A 15903-nucleotide genomic window follows, 5' to 3' on the forward strand; every position below is an offset into this window, starting at 1 on the left:
ATAAAGATTTTATAAAGATTTTGTTTTTTTAGTATCTCATCCATTTAATGAGTTCTTTCCAAGTTGGTTTTTTACCATACATCAAAATTCCAACACGATAAATTTTGGCTGCAAACCATACCACCCCTAGGAAAGTTGAAAAAAGTAACGCCATCGAAACTATAATTTGCCACATTGGAACTCCAAACGGGATTCGCATCATCATTACAATGGGTGAAGTTAACGGAATCATTGAAAACACTGTAGCTATGGTTCCGTGGGGATCATGCATTACGGTAAAAAAACCTATATAAACGCCTAATATTAAAGGCATAATGATGGGCAAAAGAAATTGCTGTGAGTCGGTTTCATTATCAACAGCGGCACCAATAGAGGCGTAAAACGAACTGTATAAAAAGTAGCCTCCAATGAAATAAATGATAAATGAAATTAGAATAGTTGCAATGGGTAAATTCCATAATTCTTTTATGTAAGAAGAAATCGTTCCCGACATATCGTGTTGTGCTGACTGCATGACTTGATCTTGAACACCGGCGGTTGCTCCCACATGAACACCAAAAATGCTCGAAACTACAAACATTGCGGTCAATCCTAGAAGTGCCCAAATTAGAAACTGCAAAATTCCTGCTAAAGAGGTACCAATAATTTTTCCCATCATCAGTTGAAATGGTTTAACCGATGAAATAATCACTTCAATAATACGGGATGTTTTTTCTTCTATTACACTTCGCATCACCATATTACCATACAAAATAATAAACATCATAATCAGATAACCAAACGCGCCACCGATGATAATCTTAATTTCGTTTAAACCTTTTAGAGCAGCTTCTCCCGAAGCTTTTTCTAAATTAATGATAACGTCAGCTTTAGCATTATTTATTTTTAAAGTATCTAAACCAGCACTTTGAAGATTTTCGCTGGTTATTTTTTTGGCGATTACATCTTGCAAATCATTAATAAAAGAAACACTTGGACTGTCGTTAGAAACAAATTGAATTCCTTTTTCGAGTTTGGTATTATCGTCCGCTTTTGGGATGATTAACAGCCCTTCATAGCTTTTTTTTACAATACTATCTTTCAATATGTTTAAATCAACTTGAGATAAATCGACGTACTTGTATTCGTTGTCGCTTTTAAATTGGTTGACATATCTTCCTGTTTCGTCATGAATAGCAATTGTTTTTAATTCAGCTTTCATTGTACTCAAATAGCCAACAAAAACCGCGATTCCCACAAACAATAACGGACTTAAAAAAGTCATTACAATGAACGATTTATTGCGCACTTTGGCAATAAATTCTCTTTTAATGATAAGTACTACTTTGCTCATTACTTCTCGCTTACAGTTTGGATAAAAATATCATTCATACTCGGGATTTTTTCGACAAAATGGGTAACTTGACCTCTTTGCACTAAAATATTCAATAATTCATTTGGAGTAGCGGAACCAAGATTGATTTCTAATTTTAATTCGTCATTCAGGGATTTGAAATCCGTTTGAGATAAAGTAAACTTTTGTGACAAATCATACATCAAACCTTCGATGTTATCGCTCAAAATTCCTATTTCATAATTATTGGTTCTAAACTGTTTTTTAACATCGGTCAATTTACCTTCAATAAGCTTATTTGACTTGTGAATCAGAGCAATATAATCGCACATTTCCTCAACACTTTCCATTCGGTGTGTCGAAAAAATTACCGAAGTTCCTTGCTTATTCAATTCCAGAATTTCGTCTTTAATCAAATTGGCATTCACAGGATCAAAACCAGAGAAAGGTTCATCCAAAATAAGCAATTTAGGTTTGTGCAAAACGGTAACCACAAACTGAATTTTTTGCGCCATTCCTTTAGATAGTTCTTGAATTTTTTTATTCCACCAACCTTGAATTTCTAATCGTTCAAACCAATAATCTAATTGTTTCTTGGCATCATTTTTTGATAAACCTTTGAGTTGAGCCAAATACAGGCATTGCTCGCCTACTTTCATGGTTTTGTACAAGCCTCTTTCTTCGGGCATGTAACCTATAACACTAACGTCTTCGGGTTTTAGTTTTTCACCACCCAAGAGGATTTCTCCACCATCGGGCATAGTAATTTGGTTGATAATTCGTATCAGTGAAGTTTTTCCAGCACCATTGGGACCGAGAAGTCCATAAATACTTCCTTGAGGAACAGTTAAAGAAACTTCGTTGAGGGCTGTATAATCGCCATACTGCTTAACGACCTTGTTTACTTCAAGTATATTGTTCATGCTTTATTTTAATTTTGGTAAAAGTAACGAAATACTCAAAAAATAATGTTAATGAAAACAAAAAAACCCACCCAAGTTTTTAAGCCGGGATGGGAAAAATTGCTATGAAAAAGAAATTACTTGTTTCCAAGTAATAACCAAATGTAAATATATTTTTTTAACTATGAAAACATATCCTTTACTTTTTCAAAAAAAGATTTATCTTCTTTTTGAGGTTGAGGAATAAAGTTATCATCGATTAACGATTTTTCAAAAAACTGTTGTTGTTCTTTACTTAATTTCTTTGGAGTCCAAACATTTACATGTACCAATAAATCGCCGCTTCCGTAGCTATTTAAACTTGGAATTCCCTTTCCTTTTAATCTTAAAATTTTACCTGATTGTATGCCTTCTTCTAATTTAATCCTTACTTTACCATTTACAGCTTCGATATCTTTTGAAACGCCCAAGGCAGCTTCGGGAAAACTAATGTACAAGTCATAATGAAGATTTTCGCCTTCACGTTTTAAAAATTCGTGTTCCAGTTCTTCTACAGCAACAATTAAATCGCCTGCAATTCCGTTTCCTGGAGCATCGTTTCCTTTTCCTGAAACTTTTAATTGCATACCGTCAACAACTCCCGCTGGAAGTTTGATAGAAACGGTTTCGTCTTCCAAAATCATTCCTTGTGCATCGGCATTGTTAGGTTTACTTTCTATAGTTTGTCCAGTTCCTCCACAAACATTGCAGGTTGTAGCAGACTGCATTCGACCCAAAATAGTATTTGTAACCCGCAAAACTTGACCTTGACCATTACAAGTAGAACAGGTTTTGTAACTAACACCTGATGCTTGTATTTTACGTTTTACTTTTACTTTTTTTTCCACGCCGTTGGCAATTTCTTCCAACGTAAGTTTTACTTTTATACGAAGATTACTTCCTTTTACACGACGTTGTCCGCTAGAATTACCGCCAAATCCTCCAAATCCACCGCCACCAAAAATATCACCAAATTGACTAAATATATCATCCATGTTCATATGATGTCCACCACCATATCCGCCACCAGCTTCAAAAGCAGCATGACCAAACTGATCATATTTTGCTTTTTTATCGGCATCACTTAAAACCTCATAAGCTTCGGCTGCAGTTTTAAAATTTTCTTCGGCTTGTTTGTTTCCTGGATTTTTATCCGGGTGAAATTCGATAGCCTTTTTTCGGTATGCTTTTTTTATTTCCTCGGGGGAGGCATTTTTGGAAATCCCTAAAATTTCGTAAAAATCTTTTTTCATAAATTACTATTGAATTTTATTTGGTCAGTTGTTAATGGTAAGGAAGAAATTTGAGTTAATTTCCGATGACAACCTTTGGAAAGCGAATTATTTTGTCGCCCAATTTATATCCTTTTTCTAGAACATCAACAATTTTGCCTTTCAAATCTTCACTAGGTGCTGGAATTTGAGTGATTGCTTCGGCAAAATCCGCATTAAAAACATCACCTATCCGAGTTTCAAGTTCTTCCAAACCTTTTGAAGCAAGTACATTTTTCAATTTTTCATGAATTAATGCCACACCTTTCAATAAAACTTCATCTTCTATTTTCGAAATTTGAATAAGGGCTCTATCAAAATCATCTAAAACTGGCAATAAAACTTGTAAAACTTCTTGATTAGCTGTTTTGAATAAATCCATTCGCTCTTTTGCATTTCTTTTTTTATAATTTTCAAATTCGGCAAAAAGTCTCAAGAACTTATCTTTTTCTTTAGCTAAATCTTCTTGTAATTGTTCTTCAATGCTTAACTCTTCTGCAGTTTCAACTCCATTAATCACGTTTTCTGACTCGTTTTCAATGGGTTGCTTATCTGTGTTTTCAGTATTCATTTCTGTTTTATTTTTAAATATATTTTTAATTTTCATTTGCTTGAAATTTGATTGCAAAAGTACTGCCAAATCTTTTAAATTGTCAAATTGTCACATTTTTTGTTTGCAAAAATGAAAATAATATGCAAGAAACTGAAAATTATCTTAACCAAACTTTAATAAAATTTTAAGACTATTACGTTTTCGTTTTAATTAAATTTGTTTGATAACTTGAAAAAATCATTTGGGTTTGTTCAAAGCTGTAATAATTATTAATTCACAATCTTTATAGTAAAAAAAAGTGCTGTTAAACAACAGCACTTTTTTTATTAGTATAAATCGTTAATTGCTTCATCAATTTTGGAAAATTGAAATTGGAAACCTTTATCCATAATTTTTTTTGAGCTTATATTTTTACTCGAAAAAAGCAAGTATGACATTTCTCCTAAAATAAGCTTCATTACAAATTTTGGTATGTTAGGAAGCCAAATAGATTTATGAATTGTCTTGGCAATTACTTTGGTTAATTCCTCATTGGTCACGGGATTTGGCGAAACCGCATTATACAAACCTTCTAATTTATTTTCTACCACGTAACAATATAATGAAACCAAGTCTTTTATGTGTATCCAAGATTGTATTTGTTTTCCGTTACCCATTGGCGCACCAAAACCCATTTGAATTGGTTTTACCATTACAGGCAAAGCGCCACCTATAGTTGAAAGTACAATTCCCGTACGTATTTTGCAGACTTTTATATTTAAGACTTCAAATCGGTTAACACTTTCCTCCCATTTTTTGACTACATTTGAGAGAAAACTATCTTCACTTGCAGTGGTTGTTTCATCATAAACTTGAGTAAAACTTTCAGGATATACAGCGGTACCGGAAGCAGCAATAAGTTGTTTTACTGAACCATGATTTTTTTTGATTAAATTATAGAGTAATTCGCTAGAAAGAGTTCTACTTTCTATAATCTCCTGTTTGTATTTGTTTGTCCAACGTTTTGCGATATTAGCGCCAGCCAAATGAATAATAGCATCAACTTCATACAAACAATTTTCATCTATTTTTCCTTCTTGTGGATTCCAATAAAAGCCATGATAGTTAGATTTACTCTCAATTTTTGCTTTATCAGTTGTTAAATAATTTAGAGTATGGTTCTTTGCCAAAAGAGATTTTACTAATTCGGTACCAATTAATCCTGTTGCGCCAGTTATTAAAATTTTCATTATATATTATTTTTCCAAAGTTATAAACAGCATCTCCTAAATTAAACCTAATTAAACTAGGTTTAACTTTTGTTTACTGTTTCAATTTAATACTCCATTCAAAATTCATTTCAGAAACCTGTTCTCCTTTTTCGTTTACGCCAATTGATTTCATCCAAATGGTTTGTCCTTCGCCGGTGGCAATAGCTTTTTGAATTGCTTCCGTTATTAAAGAACCATCGCTACAAGTAAATGTAATTTTTCCTGTCGCTTTTTTAGAGAAATTTCCATTCATATTTGCAACAAGCATTGAGATTTTTTTTTGACTATTCTTTATTTGCAACATAACCAAAGCCCCTGTTGTTAATTCGGCTGCCATGGCTTGTATTGCAAAATACATAGAATTAAATGGGTTTTGGTTAAACCAACGATGCTTCACTGTTACTTCACATTGATTACTAGAAATAGAACTTACCCGTACGCCGCACCAAAATGCAGATGGTAATTTTAAAAATAAAAAAGTATTCAATTTTGATGAAGTATATTTCATAAATGGATGATTATATTTCAAAAGTACTAAAAAAGAAATTTAAAATCCGTTTTTGATAAATGTTAAATCAATGTTAATTTTTAGTACTTTGTATTGCATAATACTATTTTTAAATTGTATCTTTGCATAAGAAATCAATAGGGTATCCATAGTAATATTTATAAAAACTTTAATCAACCAAAATGCATAGTAAAATATATAAAAAATCATCAATCAAAAAAACGAATTAGTTAATCACAAAAAAAAGTAAAATCATGTATTATGAATATTGAAAACACAAAAGCTCAAATGCGTAAAGGTGTTTTAGAATTTTGTATCTTATGTGTCTTGAGAGACAAAGAAGCATACACCTCTGAAATATTAGACACTTTAAAAAACGCAAAATTGCTTGTGGTAGAGGGAACAGTTTATCCACTACTGACAAGACTAAAAAATGACGGTTTACTCAACTACCGTTGGGAAGAATCAACCTCTGGGCCACCACGAAAATATTATGGATTGACCGAAATAGGAAAAACATTTTTAACTGAATTAAACAGTACTTGGACAGAACTGTCAGATGCTGTGAACATTATCACAACTAAAAAATAATATCATGAACAAAACAGTAAATAGCAATATAGGTGGTTTGGTTTTTCACATAGATGAAGATGCATACCAAAAATTAACAAAATATTTTGAAGCAATAACACGTTCCCTTTCAAACTCCTCTGGTCAAGATGAAATTATGAAAGACATAGAGATGCGCGTGGCGGAATTGCTTACCGAAAGACAAAAAAGCGACAAACATGTAATTAACAATAAAGATGTTGATGAAGTAATTTTAATTATGGGTCAGCCCGAAGATTACCGCATTGATGATGACGCAACCAAAAAACAACAAGAACCTTATTACCAATATACAAGAACCAAAAAATTGTATCGCGACAAAGACAAGGGAACTATTGCGGGTGTTTGTTCAGGTTTAGGTTACTATTTAGGAATCGAAGCAGTATGGATTAAAATAGCATTCCTAATCTTTGTTTTCGCAGGATTCGGAGCAGGAATTGTTGCTTATTTCGTTCTTTGGATCGCCATTCCAAAAGCTATCACTACTTCTGAAAAACTAGAAATGACGGGGGAACCAGTAACTATTTCTAATATCGAAAAGAAAGTTAGAGAAGAATTTGACAGTGTAACCAACAAATTCAAAAACGCCGATTACGATAAAATGGGTAACCAAGTCAAAACTGGTGCAGAAAAAATGGCAGATGGCATTGGGGAAGTATTCACAAAAATATTTCGGGCGTTTGCCAAAGTATTAGGAGCGTTCATAGTGCTATTTTCCTCTTTTGCATTATTAGGAATTTTTATAGCATCTATTATTATGATGTTCTCCTCATCGTTACCATCTATAACAATTTTGAACCATATAAATACACCAATTGGTCTTGAAACACCACTTTGGATTCAAGGTATCTTGTTCTTATTGGTATTTGGAATTCCATTTTTCTTCTTATTAATTTTAGGATTAAAATTGTTAGTAGTCAATTTAAAATCAATTGGGAATGTAGCTAAATATAGTTTGTTGGCTCTTTGGATTATCGCTTTAGGAATCCTTATTTCGTTAGGAATAAACGAAGCTACTCAACTGGCTTTTGACGGAAAATCGGTTAAAAACGAAACTATAAACATCAACCCTGTGGATACTTTGCAAATTAAATTTGTAACCAATGATTTCTTTTCAAAAAACAGTAACGAGCATGAAGATTTTATCTTTACTCAAGATTCTGCAAAGCATGAAGTCATTTATTCCAACAACATTCGGTTTGAAATAAAAGCTACCGATAAACCACAAGCATATTTACAAATAGAAAAATTAGCAAAAGGAAAATCTTATAATGAAGCTAATGCAAGAGCAGAAAAAATAAGATATGGGTATAAAATTGTTGGTAATCGTTTACTGCTAGACAATTATTTACTAACCGAAATCGCCAGTAAATACAGAGATCAGCACATCGAATTGTATTTATATTTACCAAAAGGAATACGATTCAAAGTGGATAAAAGTGTCGAAGCATTTGATGAATCAGACAACGACTATTTTAATTTGCATTTTAGTTCTGATTATTACATTTATAAAGTTGACAACAATAAGGTAAAATGTCTAAACTGTCCCGCAGATGAAAATGAACATAACGATGTTGAGAATGCTGATGACATAACTATTCAAAGTAATACCAGAGAAACTGATAATGTTGTAACAACTACTGTAAAAGTTAACGGTCAAAGTGTAATCGTAAATGAAACTGCAAAGCCAGCAAAAAAGGAAAAACAAGGAAAACTTTCAGTAGATAAAAACGGAATAATAATCAAAACTAATTAATCATGGTAAAGTTCATTGTATTTTGTACCAAAATTATCGCTGTGTCTATTGCTGCGCTATTATTTAGTTCCTGTCATGCAAATATTAATTGGGATGATGGCATAGACGGCAATGAAAATGTAACCCGACAAATCCGAAAAGTGGAAAACAATTTTTCGAAAATTGAGGTCAGCCGCGGACTGATAGTAACTTTAGAAAAATCTGAAAGTTACTTTATAGAAGTGGAAGCCGATGAAAACTTGCAAGGACACATTACGACAAAAGTAGAAAACGGTTTGCTTATCATAACCGCCGACGAAAATATTAATCAGGCAAAAGCAAAAACTATTCATATAAAATTGCCTACTTTAACTTCAGTTGAATCCACAAGCGGTTCATCTGTTTCTACTAAAAACAGCTTTGGTGGAACTGATTTATTGATAAAAACTAGTAGTGGAAGCGAAACCGAACTCAATGTAGAATATGATACTATCAAATCCGAATCGAGCAGTGGCAGTACCTTAAACTTAAAAGGAAAAGCGCTAAAATTAAATGCAGCTTCCTCTAGTGGTAGCTCTATAGAAGCCAAAGATTTATTAGTTAATGAGATTACAGCAAAGGCTTCAAGTGGCGGAACTATCAATGTACATCCTGGAATTAGCTTAAATGCAAAGGCCTCAAGTGGCGGCTCCATCGATTACAGTGGTTTACCCAAAACAGTAATCAAAGAGGAAAGTTCGGGTGGAAGCGTTTCCAAAGATTAAGTTAATAAAACATCGCAATGAAAATTGGGATGTTTTTTTTTCTATTTTTGACAAAACTAATGGTACCAACACTCATGAAAAAAATTATTTTAGTAAGCTTCCTTTGCCTTGCAGTTGTTTCTTTTGCTCAAAAAAAAGAAAAAATAAAAGGTTCAAGGATAGTTAAACTAGAGCAGAAAAAAACCGAAAACTTCGAGAGTTTAGAAGTCGAAGACAACTTGGAAGTTTTTTTGGTTAAAGGAAATGAATGCGGTTTAGAAATTGAAGCTGATGATAATTTAATTGAATTTGTTGACTTTAAGATTATTGGTAAAAACTTAAGAATTTCAACCGCTAAAGACATTTCTAGCTTCAAAAAATTAAGCATTCGTGTTACTTATACTGATAAATTTAATTTGGTGAATGCTAAAAATGAAACTAATGTTACGTCGCTTACAGAAGTTACTTTAGACAATATTACTTTTAAAAGTTATGATTATGCAAAATTATTTTTGAATGCCAAAACCAAAAATTTTACCTTAATGGCAAACGATAAATCTAAAGTTGAATTGAATTTAAAATCCGATAGGACGGCTATTGACGTCAGCAAAAGCGCTTATGTGAAAGCACTTATTACAAGCAGCGAAATGCGATTTGATATGTATCAAAAATCATCTGCCGATATAGAAGGTGATGTATTGGAATTAAAACTTCGATTAGATAATAACACTGATTTTACTGGAAAAAAATTAACTGCCAAAAATGCATTTTTAGAAACTTCTGGATATTCAAAAACAAGAATAAACATTAGTAATTTTGTTACAATCAATGCTTCGGGCAACAGCGAAATAGAGTTGTTTGGCGAACCAAAAATTGATTTAAAGCATTTCACCGAAAATGCTACGTTGAAGAAAAAGTCTTTTAAAAATTAATTACTCCATCGCCGCTAAATATCTTTCAGCGTCCAATGCTGCCATACAACCTGTTCCTGCAGCAGTTATCGCTTGACGATAAACATGGTCTGCGGCGTCTCCCGCTACAAATACTCCCGCAACATTTGTTTTTGAAGTTCCCGCTTCATTGATAATATAACCGGTTTCGTCAAGGTTCAAAAAGTCTGCAAAAATATCGGTGTTGGGCTTGTGTCCAATGGCTACAAAGAAACCGGTCGTCGGAATATCAAAAATAGCATCAGTAGTTTTGTTTTTGGCTTTTACAGAAGTTACCACTTGCCCATCACCCAAAACCTCAACAGTATCATGATGCATCAAAATTGTAATATTTTCTGTTTTGCGAACACGTTCTTCCATTATTTTCGAAGCTCTAAACTTTTCACTTCTAACCAACATGGTTACTTTTTTACACAATTTTGATAAATAATGTGCTTCTTCACACGCTGAATCTCCGGCGCCAACTATAACCACCTCTTGACCTCTGTAAAAGAAACCATCACAAACGGCACATGCCGAAACACCGCCACCAGTTTGCAAATAATGCTGTTCTGATGGTATTCCTAAATATTTTGCTGAAGCACCCGTTGAAATTATAACTGTTTCCGCATGAATTTCTTTCGTATCATTAATCCATACTTTGTGGATACTATCAGTAAAATCTACTTTGGTAGCCCATCCATCACGAACATCGGTACCAAAACGTTTTGCTTGTTCTTGAATATTAATCATCATCTCTGGACCAGTGATTCCTTCAGGATTTCCTGGCCAGTTTTCGACTTCATTAGTCGTAGTTAATTGACCACCTGGTTGGGTTCCTTGATATAATACTGGGAACATATTAGCTCTAGCTGCATAAATTGCTGCAGTGTAACCAGCGGGTCCAGAACCTATAATTAAGCACTTTACTTTTTCAATTGTATCCGACATAATTTGTAATTTTATTTTGCGCAAAGGTAAGTTTTTAATAAAAATTTAGTTGCAAAGTAACCTATAAAAAACTATTTTGACGTAAAGAATTATTAATGCCATAAAACATTTTGAGAACTAATTATTAGTTTTATATTTGCACCAGCTTCGGGGTGTAGCGTAGCCCGGTTATCGCGCCTGCTTTGGGAGCAGGAGGCCGCAGGTTCGAATCCTGCCACCCCGACTCAATAAAATCCTTTCTGTTAAACGGGAAGGATTTTTGTTTTTTAATATTTATCCAAAAACAAAATGTGCATCCGATATAATTTCTATTTTTGTTGAAACAAAAACAATACAACTACATATGCTAATTATTGGAATTGCTGGCGGTACAGGAAGCGGAAAGACAACTGTTGTTCAACAAATTATAAATGAATTACCGGAAACCGAAGTAGGAGTAATTTCTCAAGATTCTTATTACAGAGAAAACAATAATTTGAGTTTTGAGGAAAGAGGACTCATCAATTTTGATCATCCACGTGCTATTGATTTCGAATTATTAGTACAACATCTTGCCAAACTAAAAAAAGGAGAAATAATTGAACAGCCCGTTTATTCTTTTGTAACACACAATCGCACAGATGATAGCATCATTACACATCCCAGAAAAGTTATGATTGTAGAAGGTATTTTGATTTTGGCTAACCCAGAATTACGTGAAATGTTTGATGTTAAAATATTTGTTCATGCCGATTCTGATGAAAGATTAATTCGACGTTTAAAAAGAGATATTGCCGAACGCGGTCGCGATATGGAAGAAGTACTAAACCGATACCAAACGACTTTAAAGCCTATGCATCAGCAATTTATTGAACCTACAAAAGCGTACGCAGATATCATAATTCCGAATGACAAATACAACACCGTTGCCATAGATGTGGTAAGAGCTGTAATCAATCAAAGAATTACATAACAATGAGCACCTTTAAAAATCTAACCGATAAGTATCCTATTCTTAAAATTCTTGGAAATAGATATGTTATTGTGTTGGTTTTTTTTTCGGTTTGGATGCTGTTTTTAGACAATACTTCATACATAGAACATCGAATTATCAATAAGCAACTAAACGAACTCGAGGACAATAAAAAATATTATCAGGACGAAATTAATAAAGATGAAGAAAACATTAAAATCCTTAAAAATCCTGATCAAATAGAGAAATATGCTCGTGAAAAATATTATATGAAACGAGATAGTGAAGATATTTACATTATTGAATTTGAAGGCGATTCCTTAAAGGAAGAGCAATCGAAATCAAAATCTTTATAAAATTACCTTATGGCAGAACATTTATTTGATGGTTTCGATCCTGTTTCTTCTAAACAATGGAAACAACAAATTCAATACGAACTAAAAGGTGCCAATTATAATGACACTTTGGTTTGGGAAAGCCCAGAAGGCATTAAGGTAAAACCATTTTATCACAACGATGATTTGGATGTAAAGTTTGCCACAAAGGAAAACACCACGCCTTTTGAAATCCTACAGAACATCTACGTTCACGATGTTGCTTTGTCCAATAAAAGAGCTTTAGAATCCCTAAAGCGCGGTGCAGAAAGCATTCGTTTTACGATTCAAAATGAGAATGTTGCCATAACCGACTTAATGCAAAATCTTCCTGTAAAAAATACACGTTATTTTTTTTATTTGCCTTTTCTTTCTATCGATTTTGTAAAAAATAGTAATGCTTATGCTTTAAAAAACAATATCGATTGTATCATTCAAATTGATTCAATTGGGCAATTAGTCAAAGACGGAAACTGGTTTGGAAACCTAAACAAAGATTTTGAAGAGCTAAATAACATTGCTGAAAATACAAGCTTACCGTTTCTTACTATAAATGCTGGAACTTATCAAAATGCAGGTGCCAATATGGTGCAGCAACTTGCCTATACTTTAGCGCATGTTAATGAATATTTTAATCGAATTCCAAAAATCAATCATCCTATTACTATAGAAATAGCTGTGGGGACGAATTACTTTTTTGAAATTGCAAAAATTCGTGCCATGCGATTATTATTTAATACTTTAGCTAAAGCATATAATCACACTTTTGATTGCCATATCGTCGTTACCCCTACAAAACGCAACAAAACACTTTACGATTATAACGTTAATATGTTGCGCACCACGACTGAATGTATTTCGGCGGTTTTAGGTGGAGCTGATAGCATTACAAACCTACCTTATGATGCTTTATACCATAAGGACAATGAATTTGGCGATAGGATTTCTAGAAATCAATTATTGATTTTAAAACATGAAAGTTATTTTGACAAAGTCAGTAATCCTGCTGATGGTTCCTATTATATAGAATCTTTGACCGAACAATTAGCCGAAAAATCATTGCTGCTTTTCAAAGATATTGAAGCCAATAGTGGCTTTATAACGCAATTAATTGAAGGAAAGATTCAGAAAAAAATTGGCGAAAGCGCAGCCAAAGAACAGGAATTGTTTGATAGTGGAAAAGAAATTTTATTAGGAACCAATAAATATCATAACAAAAATGACCGCATGAAACACGATTTGGAATTATTTCCATTTGTAAAACAAAATCCAAGAAAAACGCTGATTACACCGATTATCGAAAAAAGATTGGCAGAGAAATTAGAACAAGAACGTTTATCTCAAGAAGTATAACCATGAGAAAAAACATCCAACACCTACAAATTGAATTGAAAGTCGAAAATCAAAAATCGGTTGATATTACCAACGCAGAAGCTACGTCCGACCACTTTCTGACTGCCGAAGGTATTCAGCTAAAATCTATTTATTCTGATGAAGATATTGCAGGATTAGAACATCTTGATTTTGCCGCAGGTTTTGCGCCTAACCTTCGTGGTCCTTATACAACTATGTACGTGCGTCGTCCTTGGACTATACGTCAATATGCTGGGTTTTCAACTGCTGAAGATAGTAATGCTTTTTACAAAAGAAATCTCGCTGCTGGACAAAAAGGATTGTCCGTTGCTTTTGATTTAGCCACTCATAGAGGTTATGATTCGGATCACGAGCGCGTTTTTGGTGACGTTGGAAAAGCTGGAGTTGCCATCGATTCGGTGGAGGATATGAAAATACTTTTTGACCAAATTCCTTTGGATGAAATGTCGGTTTCTATGACCATGAACGGTGCCGTTTTGCCTATTATGGCATTCTACATAGTTGCTGCAGAAGAACAAGGCATTGCTCTTGAACAACTTTCGGGAACGATACAAAATGATATTTTGAAGGAATTTATGGTGCGCAACACCTATATTTATCCGCCTACGCCTTCGATGAAAATTATTGCAGATATATTTGAATATACAAGCAATAAAATGCCAAAATTCAATTCGATTTCTATTTCGGGTTATCACATGCAGGAAGCTGGAGCCACCGCCGATATTGAGTTGGCGTACACATTAGCCGACGGTTTAGAGTATATTCGAACAGGATTATCAACAGGAATGAAAATTGATGACTTTGCTCCTCGCCTATCCTTTTTTTGGGCAATTGGCATGAATCATTTTATGGAAATTGCCAAGATGCGTGCCGGACGGATGTTGTGGGCAAAATTGCTTAAACAGTTTAGTCCAAAAGACGAAAAATCATTGGCTTTGCGAACGCATTGTCAAACGTCTGGTTGGAGTTTAACCGAGCAAGATCCTTTTAATAATGTGGCTCGAACAACAATTGAAGCACTTGCAGCCGCATTTGGAGGAACACAATCTTTACATACCAATGCATTAGACGAAGCCATTGCATTACCCACTGATTTTTCTGCTCGAATTGCCAGAAACACCCAAATATTTTTACAAGAAGAAACCAAAATTTGTAAAACCGTCGATCCTTGGGCAGGAAGTTATTATGTAGAAAGTTTGACCAACGAAATTGCACAAAACGCCTGGACACTTATTGAAGAAGTTGAAGCATTAGGCGGCATGACCAAAGCCATAGAAGCGGGAATTCCGAAATTGCGTATTGAAGAAGCGGCGGCACGAAAACAAGCACGTATTGATAGTAATCAAGATATTATTGTGGGAGTCAACAAATACCGATTGGAAAAAGAAGATCCGTTACAGATTTTGGATGTCGATAATGACATGGTGCGCAAACAACAAATAGCGCGTTTGCAACACCTAAAAGCCACACGTGATAATGATAAAGTAGCCGAATGTTTGGCTAAATTAACGGATTGTGCACAAAAACAAAATGATAACTTATTATCTTTGGCGGTAGCAGCAGCACGCAACAGAGCTACATTGGGCGAAATTAGTGCTGCTTTAGAAGTTGTTTTCGGAAGGTATAAAGCACAAATTAGAAGTTTTAGCGGCGTGTATAGTAAAGAAATAAAAAACGATGAGCGTTTTGAAAAAGCAAAAGCGTTGGCCGATGTCTTCGCCAAAAAAGAAGGTCGTCGTCCTAGAATTATGATTGCAAAAATGGGTCAAGACGGTCATGATCGTGGTGCTAAAGTAGTCGCGACGGGTTATGCCGATGTAGGTTTTGATGTAGATATTGGTCCGTTGTTTCAAACGCCAAAAGAAGCTGCCAAACAAGCTATTGAAAACGATGTGCATATTCTTGGTGTTTCTTCACTTGCTGCGGGACATAAAACGCTGGTTCCACAGGTGATTGAGGAATTAAAAAATTATGGTCGCGAAGATATTATGGTTATCGTAGGCGGCGTAATTCCTGCGCAGGATTACCAATTTCTGTTTGATGCGGGTGCTGTAGCGGTTTTTGGTCCTGGTACTAAAATAAGTGAAGCCGCCATTAGTATTTTGGAGGTTTTGTTACAAGAGTAAGGGGTTGTGTTTTGTGATTTTATAATATGCAGCTTATTATAAAATTTAGAATTTATTATTGACTTTCCTTTTAATGTAAATAATAATTTTTTACTACTACAAAATAAACTTTAATTAAAGTTATTAACCTCAATTTCTTCAAACCGGTTATAACTAGTAGCAATATGTTTTTTTTAGATTTTAATATATTTTTATTACATATTAATTAAATAATCAAAGTGAAATTCATTTATTTGATTTTCTTGAAATGGTAT

At 33.9% G+C, this 15903-nt stretch carries 15 protein-coding genes and 1 tRNA gene; 9 read left to right on the forward strand and 7 right to left on the reverse strand.

Features of this window, described 5'->3' with window-relative positions; genetic code table 11:
• Window positions 1-28 precede the first annotated feature (28 nt).
• From Q0Q96_RS07250 to Q0Q96_RS07275, 6 genes are all read right to left on the reverse strand, one after another.
• The gene (locus Q0Q96_RS07250; protein ID WP_293873047.1) at window positions 29-1333 is read right to left on the reverse strand and encodes an ABC transporter permease; all 1305 of its coding nucleotides are present in this window, start codon (window positions 1331-1333) and stop codon (window positions 29-31) included.
• A complete protein-coding gene (locus Q0Q96_RS07255) occupies window positions 1333-2256 on the reverse strand; it encodes an ATP-binding cassette domain-containing protein (protein ID WP_293873048.1) in 924 nt (307 codons plus the stop codon). Before Q0Q96_RS07255 ends, Q0Q96_RS07250 begins: the two co-directional genes overlap by 1 nt.
• A gap of 161 nt (window positions 2257-2417) precedes the next feature.
• Window positions 2418-3527, reverse strand: a complete 1110-nt coding sequence (dnaJ, locus tag Q0Q96_RS07260) for a molecular chaperone DnaJ (RefSeq protein ID WP_293873050.1) — start codon at window positions 3525-3527, stop codon at window positions 2418-2420.
• Window positions 3528-3582: 55 nt separating this feature from the next.
• Window positions 3583-4152 (reverse strand): nucleotide exchange factor GrpE, encoded by a 570-nt coding sequence (locus tag Q0Q96_RS07265; RefSeq protein WP_293873052.1) that lies wholly within the window; start codon window positions 4150-4152, stop codon window positions 3583-3585.
• Between the two features lie 272 nt (window positions 4153-4424).
• Window positions 4425-5327: a TIGR01777 family oxidoreductase gene (locus Q0Q96_RS07270; protein WP_293873054.1), complete on the reverse strand. Its 903-nt coding sequence runs from the start codon at window positions 5325-5327 to the stop codon at window positions 4425-4427.
• Between the two features lie 73 nt (window positions 5328-5400).
• Window positions 5401-5856: a DUF4442 domain-containing protein gene (locus Q0Q96_RS07275; protein ID WP_293873056.1), complete on the reverse strand. Its 456-nt coding sequence runs from the start codon at window positions 5854-5856 to the stop codon at window positions 5401-5403.
• Window positions 5857-6117: 261 nt separating this feature from the next.
• Here Q0Q96_RS07275 and Q0Q96_RS07280 point away from each other — a divergent pair, with 261 nt between their 5' ends.
• From Q0Q96_RS07280 to Q0Q96_RS07295, 4 genes are all read left to right on the forward strand, one after another.
• Window positions 6118-6447: a PadR family transcriptional regulator gene (locus tag Q0Q96_RS07280; protein ID WP_293873058.1), complete on the forward strand. Its 330-nt coding sequence runs from the start codon at window positions 6118-6120 to the stop codon at window positions 6445-6447.
• A gap of 4 nt (window positions 6448-6451) precedes the next feature.
• Complete coding sequence (locus Q0Q96_RS07285) at window positions 6452-8221, forward strand: PspC domain-containing protein (protein ID WP_293873060.1); 1770 nt, start codon at window positions 6452-6454, stop codon at window positions 8219-8221.
• Between the two features lie 2 nt (window positions 8222-8223).
• Window positions 8224-8964 carry a head GIN domain-containing protein gene (locus tag Q0Q96_RS07290; protein WP_293873062.1) on the forward strand — a complete coding sequence of 247 codons (741 nt, stop codon included), beginning with the start codon at window positions 8224-8226 and terminating at the stop codon, window positions 8962-8964.
• A 74-nt stretch (window positions 8965-9038) separates the two neighbouring features.
• Window positions 9039-9875, forward strand: coding sequence for a DUF2807 domain-containing protein (locus Q0Q96_RS07295; protein ID WP_293873064.1), 837 nt, complete (start codon window positions 9039-9041; stop codon window positions 9873-9875).
• On the opposite strand, the gene trxB is transcribed toward Q0Q96_RS07295, so the two are convergent.
• A complete protein-coding gene (gene trxB / locus Q0Q96_RS07300; RefSeq protein WP_293873066.1) occupies window positions 9876-10823 on the reverse strand; it encodes a thioredoxin-disulfide reductase in 948 nt (315 codons plus the stop codon). It lies immediately after the preceding gene.
• A 148-nt stretch (window positions 10824-10971) separates the two neighbouring features.
• Between trxB and Q0Q96_RS07305 the strand changes: the two genes are divergently transcribed.
• The 5 genes from Q0Q96_RS07305 to scpA all read left to right on the forward strand — a co-directional run bounded on the left by Q0Q96_RS07305 (window position 10972) and on the right by scpA (window position 15649).
• Window positions 10972-11046 (forward strand) — tRNA-Pro (locus Q0Q96_RS07305).
• Window positions 11047-11166: 120 nt separating this feature from the next.
• The gene (gene udk, locus Q0Q96_RS07310; RefSeq protein ID WP_293873067.1) at window positions 11167-11775 is read left to right on the forward strand and encodes a uridine kinase; all 609 of its coding nucleotides are present in this window, start codon (window positions 11167-11169) and stop codon (window positions 11773-11775) included.
• A gap of 2 nt (window positions 11776-11777) precedes the next feature.
• Window positions 11778-12131, forward strand: a complete 354-nt coding sequence (locus Q0Q96_RS07315; protein WP_293873068.1) for a septum formation initiator family protein — start codon at window positions 11778-11780, stop codon at window positions 12129-12131.
• A 9-nt stretch (window positions 12132-12140) separates the two neighbouring features.
• Window positions 12141-13502, forward strand: coding sequence for a methylmalonyl-CoA mutase subunit beta (locus Q0Q96_RS07320; protein ID WP_293873069.1), 1362 nt, complete (start codon window positions 12141-12143; stop codon window positions 13500-13502).
• A gap of 2 nt (window positions 13503-13504) precedes the next feature.
• Complete coding sequence (gene scpA, locus Q0Q96_RS07325; protein WP_293873070.1) at window positions 13505-15649, forward strand: methylmalonyl-CoA mutase; 2145 nt, start codon at window positions 13505-13507, stop codon at window positions 15647-15649.
• Window positions 15650-15903: the final 254 nt, after the last annotated feature.

It is taken from the genome of Flavobacterium sp. (assembly GCF_025352015.1).
In the GTDB taxonomy this organism is placed as follows: Bacteria; Bacteroidota; Bacteroidia; order Flavobacteriales; family Flavobacteriaceae; genus Flavobacterium.

What these genes read in the sequence shown, in the direction of transcription:
- Q0Q96_RS07250 (WP_293873047.1), bottom strand. Translation starts at nt 1,333, where the DNA reads ATGAGCAAAGTAGTACTTATCATTAAAAGAGAATTTATTGCCAAAGTG.
- Q0Q96_RS07255 (WP_293873048.1), bottom strand. Translation starts at nt 2,256, where the DNA reads ATGAACAATATACTTGAAGTAAACAAGGTCGTTAAGCAGTATGGCGAT.
- dnaJ (WP_293873050.1), bottom strand. Translation starts at nt 3,527, where the DNA reads ATGAAAAAAGATTTTTACGAAATTTTAGGGATTTCCAAAAATGCCTCC.
- Q0Q96_RS07265 (WP_293873052.1), bottom strand. Translation starts at nt 4,152, where the DNA reads ATGAAAATTAAAAATATATTTAAAAATAAAACAGAAATGAATACTGAA.
- Q0Q96_RS07270 (WP_293873054.1), bottom strand. Translation starts at nt 5,327, where the DNA reads ATGAAAATTTTAATAACTGGCGCAACAGGATTAATTGGTACCGAATTA.
- Q0Q96_RS07275 (WP_293873056.1), bottom strand. Translation starts at nt 5,856, where the DNA reads ATGAAATATACTTCATCAAAATTGAATACTTTTTTATTTTTAAAATTA.
- Q0Q96_RS07280 (WP_293873058.1), top strand. Translation starts at nt 6,118, where the DNA reads ATGAATATTGAAAACACAAAAGCTCAAATGCGTAAAGGTGTTTTAGAA.
- Q0Q96_RS07285 (WP_293873060.1), top strand. Translation starts at nt 6,452, where the DNA reads ATGAACAAAACAGTAAATAGCAATATAGGTGGTTTGGTTTTTCACATA.
- Q0Q96_RS07290 (WP_293873062.1), top strand. Translation starts at nt 8,224, where the DNA reads ATGGTAAAGTTCATTGTATTTTGTACCAAAATTATCGCTGTGTCTATT.
- Q0Q96_RS07295 (WP_293873064.1), top strand. Translation starts at nt 9,039, where the DNA reads ATGAAAAAAATTATTTTAGTAAGCTTCCTTTGCCTTGCAGTTGTTTCT.
- trxB (WP_293873066.1), bottom strand. Translation starts at nt 10,823, where the DNA reads ATGTCGGATACAATTGAAAAAGTAAAGTGCTTAATTATAGGTTCTGGA.
- udk (WP_293873067.1), top strand. Translation starts at nt 11,167, where the DNA reads ATGCTAATTATTGGAATTGCTGGCGGTACAGGAAGCGGAAAGACAACT.
- Q0Q96_RS07315 (WP_293873068.1), top strand. Translation starts at nt 11,778, where the DNA reads ATGAGCACCTTTAAAAATCTAACCGATAAGTATCCTATTCTTAAAATT.
- Q0Q96_RS07320 (WP_293873069.1), top strand. Translation starts at nt 12,141, where the DNA reads ATGGCAGAACATTTATTTGATGGTTTCGATCCTGTTTCTTCTAAACAA.
- scpA (WP_293873070.1), top strand. Translation starts at nt 13,505, where the DNA reads ATGAGAAAAAACATCCAACACCTACAAATTGAATTGAAAGTCGAAAAT.